Genomic DNA, 16,337 nt, shown 5'->3' on the forward strand with positions numbered 1-16,337 from the left:
CGCCGCGCCACCCGCAGGGCGACCGCGCCGGTGACCCCGGCCGCCGCGCCGGCCCCGGCCCCGGCCCCGTCCGCGTCCGCGGAGCCGGAGCCGGTCGTCGAGGCCGCGCCCGAGCCGGTCGTCGAGGTCGTCGAGGAGACCGTCGAGGCGGCCCCCGCCCCGCGGGCCCGTCGTCGCGCCACCCGTCGCGCCACCTCCCCGGTCGTCGCGACCGGCGAGCAGGCCGCCGAGGCCGAGGTCGTCGTCGCGACCCCGGAGCCGGAGGCCGTACCGGCGCCGGAGCCGGTCGTCGAGGCCGCGCCCGAGCCGGTCGTCGAGCCCGTCGTCGAGGAGGCCCCCGTGGCCGCCGCGCCGCGTGCCCGCCGCCGGGTGGTCCGCAAGGCCACGGCCCCGGCCGGTGCCCCCGCCGGCGCCGAGGCCACCGAGATCGTGGTGGCCGCGGCCGCCCCGGTCGAGGAGCCCGTCGCGGACGCCGAGCCGGTCGCGGAGCAGGTCGCCGAGGAGTCCGAGGCCGCCCCGGCGGCCAAGAAGGCCGCCCGGAAGACCGCGAAGAAGGCCACCGCCAAGAAGGCCGCCACCAAGAAGACGGCGGCCAAGAAGACGGTGGCGAAGAAGACGACCGCCAAGAAGGCCCCGGCCAAGAAGGCGGCCGAGAAGACCGCGGCCCCGGCCCAGGACTGAGCCGGTCCCGCCCCGGTGGCGCCCCTTCCGGGGGGTGCCACCGGGGCGGTCCGCACCCGCACGGGCGAATTTGACCCTCTGTGGCAGGCGCCCGTAACCTAGACCGTCGGCGTGTCTCTGACGCGCCGCGCCTCTGAGCACCCCCCTCCCGCCCGGCGGGAGAGGCCGCTCGTCCGATCCGGTTCGCCGTGGGCCCCCGGGCCCGCGCGTGGGCGGCTGGCGTCAGAGGTCCCCATTACCGAGTGAGAGAGAGATCCGCGTGTACGCCATCGTGCGCAGCGGTGGTCGCCAGCACAAGGTTGCTGTCGGCGACATCGTTGAGGTTGACAAGATTTCCACCGCCAAGCCCGGCGACACGGTCGAGCTCTCGACCCTGCTCGTCGTCGACGGCGACGCCGTGACCAGCGACCCGTGGGTCCTGGCGGGCATCAAGGTGCAGGCCGAGGTCGTGGACCACACCAAGGGCGCCAAGATCGACATCCTGCGCTACAAGAACAAGACCGGCTACCGCCGTCGCCAGGGTCACCGTCAGCAGTACACGGCGATCAAGGTCACGTCCATCCCGACGGCCGCGAAGTAAAGAGGGACTGAGCAATGGCACACAAGAAGGGCGCATCGTCCACCCGGAACGGTCGCGATTCCAACGCCCAGCGGCTCGGCGTGAAGCGCTTCGGCGGTCAGGTCGTCAACGCGGGTGAGATCCTGGTCCGCCAGCGCGGCACCCACTTCCACCCGGGCTCGGGTGTCGGTCGCGGTGGCGACGACACGCTGTTCGCCCTGCAGGCCGGTTCGGTGCAGTTCGGCACCTTCCGTGGCCGCAAGGTCGTGAACATCGTTCCGGTCGCCTGATCGGACGCTTTGCGGAGGCGGACCTCACTTCCCGGCAGGGAAGCGGGTCCGCCTTTCGCGTGTTACTAGATAGACAATCCCGTACATAGCTTTTCTGGAGGCACAGAACCATGACCACCTTCGTGGACCGCGTCGAGCTGCACGTCGCCGCGGGTAACGGGGGCCACGGCTGCGCCTCCGTCCATCGGGAGAAGTTCAAGCCGCTCGGCGGTCCCGACGGCGGCAACGGCGGCCGTGGCGGCGACGTGACCCTGGTCGTCGACCAGTCGATCACCACCCTGCTCGAGTACCACCACTCGCCGCACCGCAAGGCGACCAACGGCCAGCCCGGCGCCGGCGACAACCGCTCCGGCAAGGACGGCCAGGACCTCGTCCTGTACGTGCCCGACGGCACCGTCGTCCTCGACAAGGACGGCGAGGTCCTCGCCGACCTCGTCGGCCAGGGCACCACCTTCGTGGCGGGCCAGGGCGGCCGCGGCGGCCTCGGCAACGCGGCGCTGTCCTCCGCGCGCCGCAAGGCCCCCGGCTTCGCGCTGCTCGGCGAGCCGGGTGAGGCGCGGGACATCGTCCTGGAGCTGAAGACCGTCGCGGACGTGGCGCTCGTCGGCTACCCCAGCGCCGGCAAGTCCTCGCTGATCTCCGTCCTCTCGGCCGCCAAGCCGAAGATCGCGGACTACCCCTTCACGACCCTGGTCCCGAACCTCGGCGTGGTGACGGCCGGTTCGACCGTCTACACCATCGCCGACGTCCCCGGCCTCATCCCCGGCGCCAGCCAGGGCCGCGGCCTCGGCCTGGAGTTCCTGCGCCACGTCGAGCGCTGCTCGGTCCTCGTCCACGTCCTCGACACGGCGACGCTGGAGTCCGACCGCGACCCGCTCAGCGACCTCGACGTCATCGAGGAGGAGCTGAAGCAGTACGGCGGCCTCGACGACCGTCCGCGCGTCGTCGTCCTCAACAAGATCGACATCCCGGACGGCCAGGACCTCGCGGACATGATCCGCCCGGACCTGGAGGAGCGCGGCTACCGCGTCCTCGAGGTCTCCGCGGTCGCCCGCACCGGCCTGAAGGAGCTCTCCTTCGCCCTCGCCGACATCGTCGGGAAGGCCCGCGCCGCGAAGCCGAAGGAGGAGGCGACCCGCATCGTCATCCGCCCGAAGGCCGTCGACGACGCCGGCTTCACCGTCACCTTCGACGAGCAGGAGGAGGTGTACCGGGTGCGCGGCGACAAGCCGGAGCGCTGGGTGCGCCAGACCGACTTCAACAACGACGAGGCCGTCGGCTACCTCGCGGACCGCCTCAACCGCCTCGGCGTCGAGGACGCCCTCCTCAAGGCCGGCGCCCGCGCCGGTGACGGCGTCGCCATCGGCTCCGAGGAGAACGCGGTCGTCTTCGACTGGGAGCCCACCCTCACGGCCGGCGCCGAGATGCTCGGCCGCCGTGGCGAGGACCACCGCCTGGAGGCCCCCCGCCCCGCCGCCCAGCGCCGCCGCGACCGCGACGCGGAGCGCGACGACGCGGAGCGCGAGTACGACGAGTTCAACCCGTTCTAGCGGGCGGGGCTCCGGGCGGAGCGGGCGCGGAGCCCGTTCCGCCGGGAGTCCTACGAACGACGGGAACCCCCGCTCGGCCAGGCCGGGCGGGGGTTCCTCGCTGTGCGGGGGAGGGGCGTCAGCTGGTGCGGATGTCGCGGAGCCGGGTGATGCGGGGGGCGCCGTCCAGGCCCATCGTCACGGAGACCGGGGTGTCGGTGCCGACCGTGAGGGCCGCCGCCGTGCCGACCGTGAGCATCGGGGTGCGGGTGCCCACCGCGGAGGTGTGGCCGCCGGAGATCTCGTACGCCAGGTCCTCCCTGATGCCGGCGGGGACGGCCATGACGCCGTTGCCCGAGGAGGCGGTACGGCCGTCGACCAGGCTCACCCGGCCGTACCCGGCCATCTGCGGCTTCGCGACGGTGGTCCACCGCTTGGCGCGGCCGGCGGCCAGCCGCTCGATGATGACCTCGTCGCTGGCGACGCTCCGGTAGCCGAGGAGCACCGAGCCGTCCGGCGCGGTGATCGCGTCCGGGACGTCGCCGGGCTGGTGGGCGAAGCGGCGGGTGCCCTTGCGCAGCTCCCCGGTCGGGGTGCGCTGGCTCCAGTGCTCGACCCAGTTGGCGGAGGTGCCGAAGAGGTGGATGAGGCCGCGTCCGTCGACCGTCGCCGACAGCCCCTCCTGTATGCGCCCGGCCGGCAGGGTCACCCAGGGGGACCACTCGCCGTCGGTCCCGAGGATCCGGCTGCTGACGCTCTTGGCGCCGTTGCGCGCGAAGACGTGCACCCGCCCGTCGGAGCCGAGGACCGCCGTCGGCGGGCCCGTCAGCCGGGTCCGCCACGGCCTGCTCTCGGGGGAGCCGAGGCTGACCCAGGAGCTCTCGAAGGCTCCCCCCGCGCTCCGCTGACGCAGCATCACGATCTCGCGCCGGTTCGCCCCGGCGGTGCCCTCCAGGGCGGAGAAGCGCAGGGCGAAGACCAGGTCCCTGCCGTCCTTCGTCCGCACCACGGATATGGAGGGGGCGAGCGGGCCGCCGGCGAGGTCCTCGGGCGGGCTCTGCCGGCCGGAGAGGTCACCGGTCCAGCGCGCCAGCCGGGTGCCGAGGACGCCGTACACGGTCAGCGCGCCGCCGGCCCCGGCGACCGCCTTGGGGCCGGAGTTGGGGTAGCGCCGGTGGGTGGAGCGCGCCCACCCCTTCATGGACCTCAGGACCGCGTCCTGGCCGAAGGCGTAGTCGCCGCAGCCGGACGTGTTGCCGCACTCCCACGAGGGGTCGCCGCCGTAGGCGTTGAGGTACAGCGCCTTCAGCGCGACGGTCGCCGGCGGCAGGTTCTTGGGCCAGCGCTGGTTGTAGTAGCCGCGGAAGGACTCCGTCTGGAAGGCGGGCGCCTGGGTGCCCCGTCCGGTCCGGCCGCCCCACTCGGCGAGCGCGCGCCAGGCGAAGAGCCCCGCCGCGGTGTGGTCCGGGTGGTCGGAGAAGCCGTGCTGGTCGCTGCCGCGCGGATGGCGCTCGTCGTGCAGCTGGGTGTCCGGGTCCGGGTCGAGGGTGCGGACCAGGGTGGGCTTGCGCCGGGACAGCAGGAAGACGAGCGTCTCGATGAGGTCCTTGCGGGTGTACGTGTACTTCTGCTGCACCGTGGACTCGGGCGCCGGCTGGGTGGGGAGCGTCACGCCGGGGGTGCTCCACAGTCGCGTCAGATTGACGGTCCGGGCGCCGTTCTTGGCGTGCATCCGCAGGTTGAGGAAGATCAGCTCGGCGGTCCGGCCGCCGTATTCGAGCCGGTTGACCTCGGCGGTCCGGCCGCCCGGCAGGGGAAGCACGGAGCGTTCCCACGGGGTGAAGAGCCGGGCTCCCAGCATGAGGGCGTACGCCTGGCGAAGGCCCTGCTGGCGGGAGGATATGTAGGCCGGTATGTCCGGTTCCGGCGTCGGTCGGCCCGGTATGCCGTTCACCCCGAAGGAGCCGCCGTCCGTCACGTACACGGAGGTCACGGGGATGCCCGCGGAGAGGTTCTGCACGACGTCGGGGTTCATGAAGAACAGGTCGTCGTCCGGGTGCGCCACGATCTGCACGACCGCGGGCGCGCCGGCCGCCGCGAAGCCCTCCCGGGTCTCGGCGGTGGCGAGCCGGCGGACCGGCGTGCGGCCCCCGGCGTCACCGGTCGCCTGGGCCGGGATGTGCGGGGCCGACGGTGTCGTGCTCCCGCAGCCGCTGACGACTCCGGCCACCGTGGCGGCGGCGGTCGAGGCCAGCAGTGTGCGTCGTGACAGCGTGACGTCGGCGAACGAGCTCCAGCGTCCCATTTCTCCCCGTTGCTTCCTGTGTGGTCCATGGCAAGGATCCCTTGAGGAAGAGGGTGAAAAAGCCATGAGGGGTTCACTTGGGGACGTGATTGCGGTCACGCGGTGATCGCCGAGGCGTGACTTGCCAATGGTTCTGCCCCCTTGACACTATGTGGCGCTGACTGTCAGTCCAGAGTGGAAGCGCGGGATTCGTCGTGAGTGACTCACTGCTGCCCTATGCGGTGGGTGCCGCCAACCGAGCCCGCCGGGTCGCCGTCCGGATGCGCCGCCGGGTCGAGCGCCTCCACACGGCCCCCGCCTTCGCCAGCGGGATCCGCCCCCGCCCCGCCCTCAAGGCCGTCCACCTCTCCGTCCTCGGCGGACGGACGCTGAACGTCGCCCTCCTCGCCCCCGCGGCCGTCGACGTCACCGCCGCCCGCGTGGAGTTCGTCCGCGGCGGCCGCCACCACCGGCTCGACCTCGACGTGGAGCCCCAGGGCGACGGCACCCGCCTCCTCACCGCCACCACGGCCCTGCGGTACACGGACCGCTCCGACCTCCCCGACAGCCCCGGCGACCACGGCCCCGGCCGCGCCGGCGTGGCCCTCTCGGGCGGCCTCTGGCGCATCGGCGTGGTGCTCACCGGCGCCGACGGGCGCGAGGTGCGCGCCGGGGTCGGCGCCGTGACCCTCCCCGCCACCGACGGCCCGACGGCCCCGGTCTCGCCCTCGCCCGACAGCGGCGCCCACTTCCGGATCATGCGCTCGGTCGACGGCTTCGCCGTCCTGAAGGTGCGCGCCCCCGTGCACCAGGCCGAACTCGACCGCTTCGACCTCCGCTGGGACCGCATCGTCGTCCACGGCCGGCTCATCGCCCGCCAGGGACCGACCTCCGCCTACACCGCCCAGGCCGTCCGCCGCGGCGGCGGCACGGTGGTCCAGGCCGCCCCCCTGGAATGGGAGGGCGATGCGTTCACCTTCGACGTACCCCTGGCCGAGATGGTGGCCGGCGGGCGCTCCTACCGCTGGGACATGCAGCTCCAGCACGGGCGCACCGGCCTCAAGATCGGCCGGAGGCTCACGGACGTGAGGCGGCGCCATCAGGTGATCCGCACCACGTTCAGGATCATCGCCCTGGAAGACGGCACGCTCCTCCGAGCGCATGCCTACATCACGTCGGCCGGAGCGCTCGCCGTTTCCTGCGTCGCGTTCGAAGGCGCCCCCGCCGGCGCAGAGGAAGTCGCATGAAGATCACCATCCTGCTCACCTGGGGCGATGCGATGGGCGGCACCGAGATGGCCGCCTACACCCAGGCGGCCCAGCTGATGCCGCGCCACGAGGTCGAGATCCTCAGCGTCTTCAAGACCGCGGAGGAGCCCTTCCTGCCGGAGGCGAAGAGCCTGTCCGTGCGCTACCTGGTGGACCGCACCGGCCGCGCCCCGCGCCCGGTCCGCGAGACCTCCCTCACCCCGGAGGAGTGCGCGGCCCTCGCCAAGCTGCCCAGCGAGCTCATCGAGGCGTCCTGGGAGCCCACCTTCGACCGGCTCTCCGACATCGAGATGACGGCCGCCCTCTCCGGCCTCGACACCGACGTCCTCGTGACGACCACGCCGGCCCTCATGGCCGCGGCCGTCAAGCTCGTCCCCTCCTCGGTGGCCACCGTCCACCAGGAGCACCGCGTCTCCCAGCTGCGCGGCGCGACCGGCGAGCCGCTGCTCACCCACGCCCCGCAGCTCGACGCGCTGGTCTCGCTCACCGAGCTGACCACCGACTGGTTCGCCGAGTCCCTCGGCGCCTCCGCGCCCCTGCTGGCCACCATCCCGAACGCGATGCCCGACGGCTACCGGCCGCGCTCCGACCTCGGCTCCAAGACCATCGTCGTGGCCGGCCGCATGGTGCCGGAGAAGCAGCTCGACCACGCGGTCCAGGCGTTCGCCGAGCTCGCGGACGAGTACCCGGACTGGCGGCTGCGGCTCTTCGGCGACGGCCCCCAGCTGGTCAACCTGCGCCGTCTCGTCGAGAGCCTCGGCGTGCACGACCGCATCGAACTCGTCGGCCGCAGCCAGCAGATGGCCGAGGAGTGGGCGAAGGCGGCGATCTGCCTGATGCCGTCCCGCGTCGAGTCCTTCGGCCTCGTCATGCTGGAGGCGTTCACCGCCGGCGTCCCGGTCGTCGCGTACGACGCGCTGACCGGCCCCTCCCAGATCGTCCGCCACGAGGTGGACGGCCTCCTGGTGCCCGCCGACGACGTCGCCTCGCTCGGCGCGGCCATGGCCCGCCTGATGGGCGACGACGAACTGCGCGCCACCTACGGCGCCGCCGCCCGCGCCGGGGCCCGGGAGCGCTTCGCCCCCGAGGTCATCACCGCGCGGTGGGACGAGCTCTTCACCACGCTCCGTGCCGAGCCGGAGGCGGCCCGCGCCGCCGCCCGCGCCGACCGGACGGCCCGCCGCATCGCCGCCGGCGGCAGCAGGAGCTTCGCCGTCTCCGCCCCGATCAGCAAGCTCGCGCCCACCGCCGACGAGCAGAAGGCCCGCGAGGTCATCCTCCAGGCCCAGGACCGCAAGTCCCTGGTGCGCTCCGCCGGCCGGCTCGCCGAGGTGCGCGACGACATCCCCGCCTGGCGCATAGGGCAGATCAACCTGGAGATCAGCGCCGAGGCCCTCGAACGGCACGACGTGCCCTTCGTCCTGCTGCACGACCCGTCGACCGTCAGCCACCGCCTCGCCGTCAAGGACACCGACCGCGAGCGCGCGCTGCGGGCCCTCGGCACCGAGCTGCACGGCAAGCCCGTCTACGCCGAGCTGGTCGCCCCGAAGACCGCCGCGCCCGGCGCGCGCCTCGCGGAGACGCTGACCGCCGCGCCCGAGGTCAAGGCCGTCCGGGTCTTCAAGCCGGTCGTCAGCGACAGCCGCATCCTCCGGTACGGCCCGGTCTACGGCTGCAGCATCGAGTTCTGGCCCCAGGAGGAGGACGAGCCGCGCTGGTTCACCGCCCCCCGCGGCACCACCCTGGTCGGCCCGCGGCTGCCCTCGCTCGACGGCACCGCCCGGATCACCGTCGGCGGCCGTGAGTACCCGACGATCGACGTGCTGACCAAGCGCCTCATGTGGGACGTCGACTTCCCGATCGACGCCGTCTACACCTGGGTGGACGACACCGACCCGGCCTGGCGCGCGAAGCGCGACGCGGCCCGCCTGGAGGCCGGCCTCGCCACCGACGACGCCCAGTCCGGCGACGTCCGCTTCCGCAACCGCGACGAGCTCCGCTACTCGCTCCGCTCGCTCTCCACGCACGCCCCCTGGATCCGCAAGATCTTCCTGGTGACGGACGACCAGGTGCCGGAGTGGCTGAACACCGAGCACCCGGACATCCAGGTGGTCAGCCACCGCGAGATCTTCGGCGACCCGTCCTGGCTGCCGACGTTCAACTCGCACGCGATCGAGTCGCAGCTGCACCGCATCGAGGGGCTCTCCGAGCACTTCCTCTACGTCAACGACGACGTCTTCTTCGCGCGCCCGCTGGCGCCGAGCAAGTTCTTCCAGTCGAACGGCAACTCGCTCTTCTTCCGCTCGCCGACGGCCGTCCCGCCGGGCGAGGTCACCGAGGAGACCGAGGGCTACTTCGTCGCGGCCAAGAACAACCAGGCGCTCCTGGAGGAGGAGTTCGGCCGGGTCGCCACCCACGGCTTCCTCCACACGCCGCACCCGCTGCGCCGGAGCGTCCTGGAGGCGATCGCCGAGCGCTGGCCCGAGCAGACCGCCCTCACGGCGGCCACGCCGTTCCGCGGCCGGACCGACCTGTCGATCACCTCGTCGCTCCACCACCACTTCGCCTACCTGACGGCCATGGGCGCGCCGGGCAGCATCTCCGCCGCCTACGTCAACATCGGCGACTACAAGCACCACGTGGCGCTCAGCCGGCTGCTCGCCGCGCGGCACCGCGACGTCATCTGCATCGGCGAGTCGGCCGAGGCGGAGGTCCCGCTGGACGAGCGGGACCGGGTGCTGCGGGCGTTCCTGGAGGCGTACTTCCCGGTCCGCTCCCCGTACGAGCGCGACTGACGCACCCCGAGCATGACGGAAGGGGCGCCCGGACCTCCTCGGTCCGGGCGCCCCTTCGCGCGTCGCGCCGCTACTTCTCGTACGGGCTCGGGACCGGGAAGTACGCCTCCAGGAAGGGGGTGATGAGGTCCTTCTGCTCGCCGACCTCCTGCTCCGTGGAGACCGTGTCGTTGACGCAGAAGACGCTCTTGTCCCGCGCGGCGAGGAGCCGGCCGAGCCGGGTCTCGGTCCACGGGTGCGTCAGGTCCAGATAGGAGTACGGCAGCTGGGACGGGACCGCGCGGCCGGTGTGGAAGGCGTAGTAGTGGTGCAGCGAGGACGAGATCGAGATGTCGTCGATGCTGCGGAACCTGCTCGCCTCCGTGTGCCGGTACTCGGCCTCGAACTCCGTCTCGATCTCGGTCAGCACGGCGCGGCTCAGCGGATGCGGCATGTGCTTCATCTTCTGGACGAGGACGGCGCCGTACCGCTCCTGGATCAGGCGGCGGTTGTTCTTGCCGGCGGCGGCCACCGGCGGGTCGTCGACGGTCCGTTCGCCGAGCGGCACCAGCGCCGGCGACGGGAAGAACTTGGTGATGCCGTTGGCGTGGAAGAAGTCCCCGGGCGTCACCTCGTTCCCGAGCATCACGTCGTCGTTGAAGTAGAGGAAGTGCTCGGAGAGCCCCTCGATGTGGTGCAGCTGCGACTCGATCGCGTGCGAGTTGAAGGTCGGCAGCAGCTCGGGGGAGCGGAAGACGTCCTTGTGCGAGACGACCTTGAGGCCCGGCCGGTCGGTGTCCAGCCAGTCGGGGGTCTGGTCGTCGGTCACCAGGTAGATGTTCCGGACCCAGGGGGCGTACATGTGGAGCGAGCGCAGCGAGTAGCGGAGCTCGTCGCGGCTGAGGTAGCGGGCGGCGTTCGCCGCCTCCGCGTGGTAGCCCTCGCCGGAGAACTCGGCGCGCCGCCGCAGCCAGGCCGGGTCCGAGCCGTCCACCCAGGTGTAGACGACGTCGATCGGGAAGGTGACCTCGTCGGTGGGGACCACGGCGGTCTCCGCGCGGGCGGGCACGAGCGGGGCGCCCTCCGTGCCGCGGGGCGCCAGACTCGTGAAGTACGGCTCCGGGACGGGGACGATCCCGCCGCCCGGCGCCAGCGCCGTGGCGATCCGGCCGGCGCGCGGGGCGGTCAGCTGCCCCTCCTCCAGCGTCCAGAACTCGACGTCGCAGCCGTACGTGTCCCCGAGCGCCAGCTGGTGCGTCGGGTCCGTGTGGTACCAGGTCAGGCGCACCACGGAGGAGGTGCGCACCCGCTGCCAGCTCGCCTGCTCGAAACCGGGCTCGGACGCGCGGGTGACGGGGTTGTTGCCGCTCACCGGCGTCACGTACCCGGGCAGCCGCCGGCACGCCTCGGCCAGGGCGGTCAGCACGGCGTCGCGGTCCTCCTCGCGCACGGCCACGGCCGCGGCGGTCTCGGACTGGCCGCGGACGCAGAAGTGCTCGACGCCCGCCGCGGCGAGCGCCTCCAGGACGGCGTCCAGGTTGGCCCGGCGGGCCCGGAGCGGGGTGATGCCCTCGGTGACGAGGGCCACCTTCGGCTCCCGGCCGACGTTGATCACGGCGCGGTCGTCACCGGCGGTGTAGGTGCCGTACCGCTTGGCGAGCCGGCCGCCGCGCAGCCGCTCGGCGGCCGCGGTGCCGCTGGCGATGCGCATCTTCACCTTGCGGCGCATATCGGCGTCGACCTGCGCGACGATGGCCCGCCGCACGCGCTCGGGAACGGCTCGGCGGTAGACCCCAAGCAGCCTGGGTGCCTCGGGATTTCGCACGGGGGTCGACTCCTTGAACATGGCCGGACGGAAGGATGAACCCGTCCAGTATGACGCGTGGCCACCGGCCCGTTCGGAGCGGTGGCCCCCGGCCGCGCGGGCCAGTCGGTACGGTGGAGTGCCGGTGCACGGGCACCGCGCGGCCGACCTAGGGGTGTGGTTCAGCATGACCTTTCTGATCACCGGAGGCGCCGGTTACATCGGCGCGCACGTGGTCCGGGCCATGACGGCGGCGGGCGAGCGGGTCGTGGTCCTGGACGACCTCTCCACGGGCTACGCGCACCGGCTCCCGGAGGGCGTCCCGCTGGTCGTCGGCTCCACCCTCGACCGCGAGCTGGTCGACCGGGCGCTCGCCGGGCACGGCGTCACCGGCGTCGTCCACCTCGCCGGGAAGAAGCAGGTCGGCGAGTCCGTCGAGCTGCCGCTGCACTACTACCGCGAGAACATCGGCGGCCTCACCGTCCTCCTGGAGGCGGTCGCCGCGGCCGGCGTGCGCACCTTCCTCTTCTCCTCCTCCGCCTCCGTGTACGGCATGCCGGACGTCGACCTCGTCACCGAGGAGACCCCCTGCGTCCCGCTCAGCCCGTACGGCGAGACCAAGCTCGCGGGCGAGTGGCTGGTCCGCGCGACCGGCCGGGCGCACGGCATCGCCACCGCCTGCCTGCGGTACTTCAACGTGGCGGGCGCGGCCACCCCCGAACTCTCCGACACCGGTGTCTTCAACCTGGTGCCGATGGTCTTCGAGCGGCTCGACGCCGGTGAGGCCCCCCGGATCTTCGGCGACGACTACGCCACCCCGGACGGCACCTGCGTCCGCGACTACATCCACGTCGAGGACCTCGCGGACGCCCACCTCGTCGCCGCCCGCAAGCTCGCCGCGTGGGCCGGGGCGGGTGAGCCGCGCGACCTCACCGTGAACATCGGCCGCGGCGAGGGCGTCTCCGTCACCGAGATGGTCGCCCTGATCAACGAGATCACCGGGCACACCACCGAGCCCGTCGTCACCCCGCGCCGCCCCGGCGACCCGGCCCGTGTCGTCGCCTCCGCCGACCGCATCGCCGCCGAGCTGGGCTGGAAGGCCCGGCACGACGTCCGCGACATGATCGGCTCGGCCTGGCGGGGGTGGACCGCCCGCCGCGGCGCGGCCGTCTGAGGCCACCGGCCCCCGAGGAGCGGCCCTCCCGCGCGGGGGCCGTTCGCCGTGCGGGCGTCGCCCCCGCGGCACGCCCCGTTCACCTCTCGGCGATCTGATGGGCCCATGCGAGACCAGCTCGGCCAGATCATCCGCTTCGGCGTGGTGGGCGGGATCAACACCGGCACCTTCTTCGGCTGCTACCTGCTGCTCCACCCCTGGATGCCGTACTTCGCCGCGTACACCCTCGCCTTCCTGCTCAGCATGGTCGGCTCCTTCTTCCTCAACACCTACTTCACCTACCGCACCCGCCCCACCTGGAAGAAGTTCGCCCTCTTCCCCCTCACCAACGTCACCAACTACGTGGTGCAGAGCGCCGGCCTGTACGCGCTCGTCACCTGGGCCGGAACGGACGACCGGATCGCGCCACTCGTGGCCGCCGTCGTCGCCATCCCCTTCACGTACGTGATCTCCCGCCGGATCCTCGCCGGCCGGGGCCCCGGGCCCGGCGGTCCGGAGAGCGGAATGGGCGAGCGGCAGCCGTCCCGGCTCGCGTAGATTGCCCCTCGCGACCGTGCCGGGAGCGCACGGCGCCAGAACAGCGAATGAGGACGGCGCAGGTGGCGACGGAGATGGCGACGGTGCAGCAGGACATGAACCGACAGGACGCGACCGCCCCGACCGCCACCCCGCCGACCGCGACCGCGCCGTCCGTGACCCGCCCCTTCGTCACCGAGGCGCGCCGGATCGTCGTCAAGGTCGGCTCCTCCTCCCTCACCACCGCCGCCGGCGGCCTCGACGCCGACCGGGTCGACGCCCTCGTCGACGTGCTGGCCAAGGTCCGCAGCGGCGGCGAGAAGGAGATCGTCCTGGTCTCCTCCGGCGCCATCGCCGCCGGCCTCGCCCCGCTCGGCCTCACCCGGCGCCCCAAGGACCTGGCCCGCCAGCAGGCCGCCGCCAGCGTCGGCCAGGGGCTGCTCGTCGCCCGCTACACCGCCTCCTTCGCCCGCTACGGCGTCCGCGTCGGCCAGGTGCTGCTCACCACCGACGACACCAGCCGCAGGGCCCACTACCGCAACGCCTACCGCACCCTCGACCAGCTCCTCGCCATGGGCGCGCTGCCGGTCGTCAACGAGAACGACACCGTCGCCACCGACGAGATCCGCTTCGGCGACAACGACCGGCTCGCCGCCCTCGTCGCCCACCTCGTCCGCGCCGACCTCCTGGTCCTCCTCTCCGACGTCGACGGCCTCTACGACGGCGACCCCGCCAAGCCCGGCACCTCCCGGATCGCCGAGGTCGGCGGCCCGCGGGACATCGCCCACGTCGAGATCGGCTCGGCCGGCAAGGCCGGCGTCGGCACCGGCGGCATGGTCACCAAGGTCGAGGCCGCCCGGATCGCCGCCGCCGCCGGCATCCCCGTCGTCCTCACCTCCGCCAGCCGTGCCGCCGACGCCCTCGCCGGCCGGGACACCGGCACCTACTTCCAGCGGACCGGCCGCCGCTCCGCCGACCGGCTCCTCTGGCTCGCCCACGCCTCCACCCCGCAGGGCTCCCTCGGGCTCGACGAGGGGGCCGTCCGGGCCGTCGTCGAGGGCAAGAAGTCGCTGCTCGCCGCCGGCATCGCCGCCGTCGAGGGCGACTTCGTCGCCGGCGACCCCGTCGAGCTCCGCGACTCCGCCGGCCGCCCCGTCGCCCGCGGCCTCGTCAACTTCGACGCCAAGGAACTCCCCCGGATGCTGGGCCGCTCCACCCCCGAACTCGCCAGGGAGCTCGGCCCCGAGTACGAGCGCGAGGTCGTCCACCGCGACGACCTCGTCGTCCTCGGCTGAATCCCTGGGGTCAGGGGCGGTCGCCGAACGGAAACCACGGCGGAAACCCGTACGGAAGCCCTTGCGAAACCGCCGCCGAAACGGCTGAAACTCCTGCCATCCGGAAGGGACCTTTACCAAAACCGCCCCATGCGGCGGCTCGGGCTGGTCAACTTTGTCTCGGGGGTAACGAGCCAACGCGGGGTACAGCACCACACGCATCACACAGGAGGCCGCCGGTGAGACGAGCGCGCCCAGGGGCACTGCCCCGCGGGACGGCCGAACGCGCCCTGACGAGTGTCGAGGCCGGAGCCGACTTCGACGCCGCACGGGACAGGGCCACGGAAGGCAGGAGCACAGCAGCCGAGACCGGAACCGGGGACGGCGGCGCGGGGGAGCGCCCCCTGTCCAAGCTGTGGCACGTCACCCTCAGCGTGTCCGGCGTCGAGTCACCGCTGAAGGAGGTACGGCGCGGGCTCGAACAGCTCGCCCACGACCACCCCTTCCTGCTGACCAGCCGCTACGCCAACGACCACGCCGAGATCCGGTACTGGGAGGAGGCCCGCGACCTGCACGACGCGGCCGCCGTCGCCCTCCGGCTCTGGGGCGAGCACCGGCAGACCGCGAAGCTCCCGCCCTGGGAGATCGTCGGCCTTGAGGTCATCGACCGGGAGACCTACCACCAGCGGATCGCGGAGGGCTACGGCCCGCCGCCGGCCGCCCCGGTCGGAGTCCACCCCTACTGACCGGCCGGGGGCCCGGGTCCTGACGGGCCGGGCCCCCGCGGTCCGTACGGTGGCACGGGCGCGTCTCGCACTGCGGGACGCGCCCGTCGTACGTGCGGGGCCGCCCCGCCCGTGCCAGTACCCTGCGGGCATGACCTCGCTCACGCCCCTCGACAACCTGACCCCGGTCACCCGGGCCGCCTACCAGGCCCGTGGCGCCGCCGCACAGATCGCGCCACTGCCGCGCTCGGCCAAGGACGACGCCCTCCTCGCCATCGCGGACGCGCTCGAAGTCCGCACTGCCGAGATCGTCGAGGCCAACGCCGAGGACATCGCCAAGGCCCGCGAGGCCGGCACCAGCGAGTCGATCATCGACCGGCTCACCCTCACCCCCGAGCGGGTCCGCGCCATCGCCGCCGACGTCCGTCACGTCGCCGCCCTGCCCGACCCGGTCGGCGAGGTCGTCCGCGGCTCCACGCTGCCCAACGGACTCGACCTCCGCCAGGTCCGCGTCCCGCTCGGCGTCGTCGGCATCATCTACGAGGCCCGCCCCAACGTCACCGTCGACGCCGCCGCCCTCTGCCTCAAGGCCGGCAACGCCGTCCTGCTCCGCGGCTCGTCCTCCGCCTACGCCTCCAACGCCGCCCTCGTCACGGTCCTCCGCGACGCCATCGGCGGCGCGGGCCTGCCCGCCGACGCGATCCAGCTCGTCCCCGGCGAGTCCCGCGACTCCGTCCGCGAGCTGATGCGCGCCCGCGGCCTGGTCGACGTCCTCATCCCGCGCGGCGGCGCCTCCCTCATCCGCACCGTCGTCGAGGAGTCCACCGTCCCGGTCATCGAGACCGGCACCGGCAACTGCCACGTCTACGTCGACGCCGACGCCGACCTCGACATGGCCGTCGACATCCTGATCAACTCCAAGGCCCAGCGGGTCAGCGTCTGCAACAGCGCCGAGACCCTCCTGGTCCACCGGGCGATCGCCGACGCCTTCCTGCCCCGCGCCCTCGACGCGCTGGCCGAGGCCGGCGTCACCGTCCACGCCGACGAGCGGGTCCTGGCCCGGGCCGAGGGCACCAAGGCCACCGTCGTCCCGGCCACCGCCGAGGACTGGGAGACCGAGTACCTCTCCTACGACATCGCCGCCGCCGTGGTCGACTCCCTGGACAAGGCCGTCGAGCACATCCGCATGTGGACCTCCGGCCACACCGAGGCCATCGTCACCACCTCGCAGGCCGCCGCCCGCCGCTTCACCCAGCTGGTCGACTCCACCACGGTCGCCGTGAACGCCTCCACCCGCTTCACGGACGGCGGACAGTTCGGCTTCGGCGCGGAGATCGGCATCTCCACCCAGAAGCTCCACGCCCGGGGCCCCATGGGCCTTCCGGAGCTCACCTCCACCAAGTACATCGTGACCGGCGACGGTCACATCCGGTAACACCACCCCGCACACCTCCTTTCG

Annotated in this window: 12 protein-coding genes and 1 pseudogene; 11 read left to right on the forward strand and 2 right to left on the reverse strand. The window is 73.1% G+C overall.

Going from position 1 to position 16,337, the window contains the following annotated elements:
• The 4 genes and pseudogenes from IE321_RS25755 to obgE all read left to right on the forward strand — a co-directional run.
• Nucleotides 1-681 (forward strand): annotated as a pseudogene (locus tag IE321_RS25755) (ribonuclease E/G); the annotation flags it as partial.
• 259 nt (nucleotides 682-940) lie between these two features.
• A complete protein-coding gene (rplU, locus tag IE321_RS25760) occupies nucleotides 941-1,261 on the forward strand; it encodes a 50S ribosomal protein L21 (RefSeq protein ID WP_030494089.1) in 321 nt (106 codons plus the stop codon).
• A gap of 14 nt (nucleotides 1,262-1,275) precedes the next feature.
• Complete coding sequence (gene rpmA, locus IE321_RS25765; protein WP_030494090.1) at nucleotides 1,276-1,530, forward strand: 50S ribosomal protein L27; 255 nt, start codon at nucleotides 1,276-1,278, stop codon at nucleotides 1,528-1,530.
• A gap of 110 nt (nucleotides 1,531-1,640) precedes the next feature.
• Nucleotides 1,641-3,080, forward strand: a complete 1,440-nt coding sequence (obgE, locus tag IE321_RS25770) for a GTPase ObgE (protein WP_043221531.1) — start codon at nucleotides 1,641-1,643, stop codon at nucleotides 3,078-3,080.
• 118 nt (nucleotides 3,081-3,198) lie between these two features.
• Here obgE and IE321_RS25775 read toward each other — a convergent pair whose 3' ends face one another.
• The gene (locus tag IE321_RS25775; protein WP_190224698.1) at nucleotides 3,199-5,364 is read right to left on the reverse strand and encodes a PIG-L family deacetylase; all 2,166 of its coding nucleotides are present in this window, start codon (nucleotides 5,362-5,364) and stop codon (nucleotides 3,199-3,201) included.
• A 194-nt stretch (nucleotides 5,365-5,558) separates the two neighbouring features.
• Between IE321_RS25775 and IE321_RS25780 the strand changes: the two genes are divergently transcribed.
• Together IE321_RS25780 and IE321_RS25785 are read left to right on the forward strand one after the other, a co-directional pair.
• Nucleotides 5,559-6,590, forward strand: coding sequence for a hypothetical protein (locus tag IE321_RS25780; RefSeq protein ID WP_226651628.1), 1,032 nt, complete (start codon nucleotides 5,559-5,561; stop codon nucleotides 6,588-6,590).
• Complete coding sequence (locus tag IE321_RS25785) at nucleotides 6,587-9,406, forward strand: stealth family protein (RefSeq protein WP_190224699.1); 2,820 nt, start codon at nucleotides 6,587-6,589, stop codon at nucleotides 9,404-9,406. Before IE321_RS25780 ends, IE321_RS25785 begins: the two co-directional genes overlap by 4 nt.
• Before the next feature lie 70 nt (nucleotides 9,407-9,476).
• Here IE321_RS25785 and IE321_RS25790 read toward each other — a convergent pair whose 3' ends face one another.
• Complete coding sequence (locus tag IE321_RS25790; protein WP_190224700.1) at nucleotides 9,477-11,210, reverse strand: stealth family protein; 1,734 nt, start codon at nucleotides 11,208-11,210, stop codon at nucleotides 9,477-9,479.
• A gap of 166 nt (nucleotides 11,211-11,376) precedes the next feature.
• Between IE321_RS25790 and galE the strand changes: the two genes are divergently transcribed.
• The 5 genes from galE to IE321_RS25815 all read left to right on the forward strand — a co-directional run bounded on the left by galE (nucleotide 11,377) and on the right by IE321_RS25815 (nucleotide 16,313).
• On the forward strand, nucleotides 11,377-12,363 hold the full coding sequence (gene galE / locus IE321_RS25795; protein WP_190224701.1) for a UDP-glucose 4-epimerase GalE: 987 nt from the start codon (nucleotides 11,377-11,379) through the stop codon (nucleotides 12,361-12,363).
• A 105-nt stretch (nucleotides 12,364-12,468) separates the two neighbouring features.
• On the forward strand, nucleotides 12,469-12,900 hold the full coding sequence (locus IE321_RS25800; protein ID WP_043221527.1) for a GtrA family protein: 432 nt from the start codon (nucleotides 12,469-12,471) through the stop codon (nucleotides 12,898-12,900).
• A gap of 47 nt (nucleotides 12,901-12,947) precedes the next feature.
• Entirely contained in the window at nucleotides 12,948-14,174 is a 1,227-nt protein-coding gene (gene proB, locus IE321_RS25805; protein WP_226651629.1) for a glutamate 5-kinase, read from the forward strand.
• Nucleotides 14,175-14,392: 218 nt separating this feature from the next.
• Nucleotides 14,393-14,899, forward strand: coding sequence for a DUF8830 family protein (locus tag IE321_RS25810; RefSeq protein WP_043221525.1), 507 nt, complete (start codon nucleotides 14,393-14,395; stop codon nucleotides 14,897-14,899).
• A gap of 130 nt (nucleotides 14,900-15,029) precedes the next feature.
• Complete coding sequence (locus tag IE321_RS25815; RefSeq protein ID WP_043221522.1) at nucleotides 15,030-16,313, forward strand: glutamate-5-semialdehyde dehydrogenase; 1,284 nt, start codon at nucleotides 15,030-15,032, stop codon at nucleotides 16,311-16,313.
• Nucleotides 16,314-16,337 lie beyond the last annotated feature (24 nt).

Origin of the sequence: Streptomyces hydrogenans, from assembly GCF_014656075.1 — a bacterium.
GTDB classification, from domain to species: Bacteria; Actinomycetota; Actinomycetes; order Streptomycetales; family Streptomycetaceae; genus Streptomyces; species Streptomyces hydrogenans.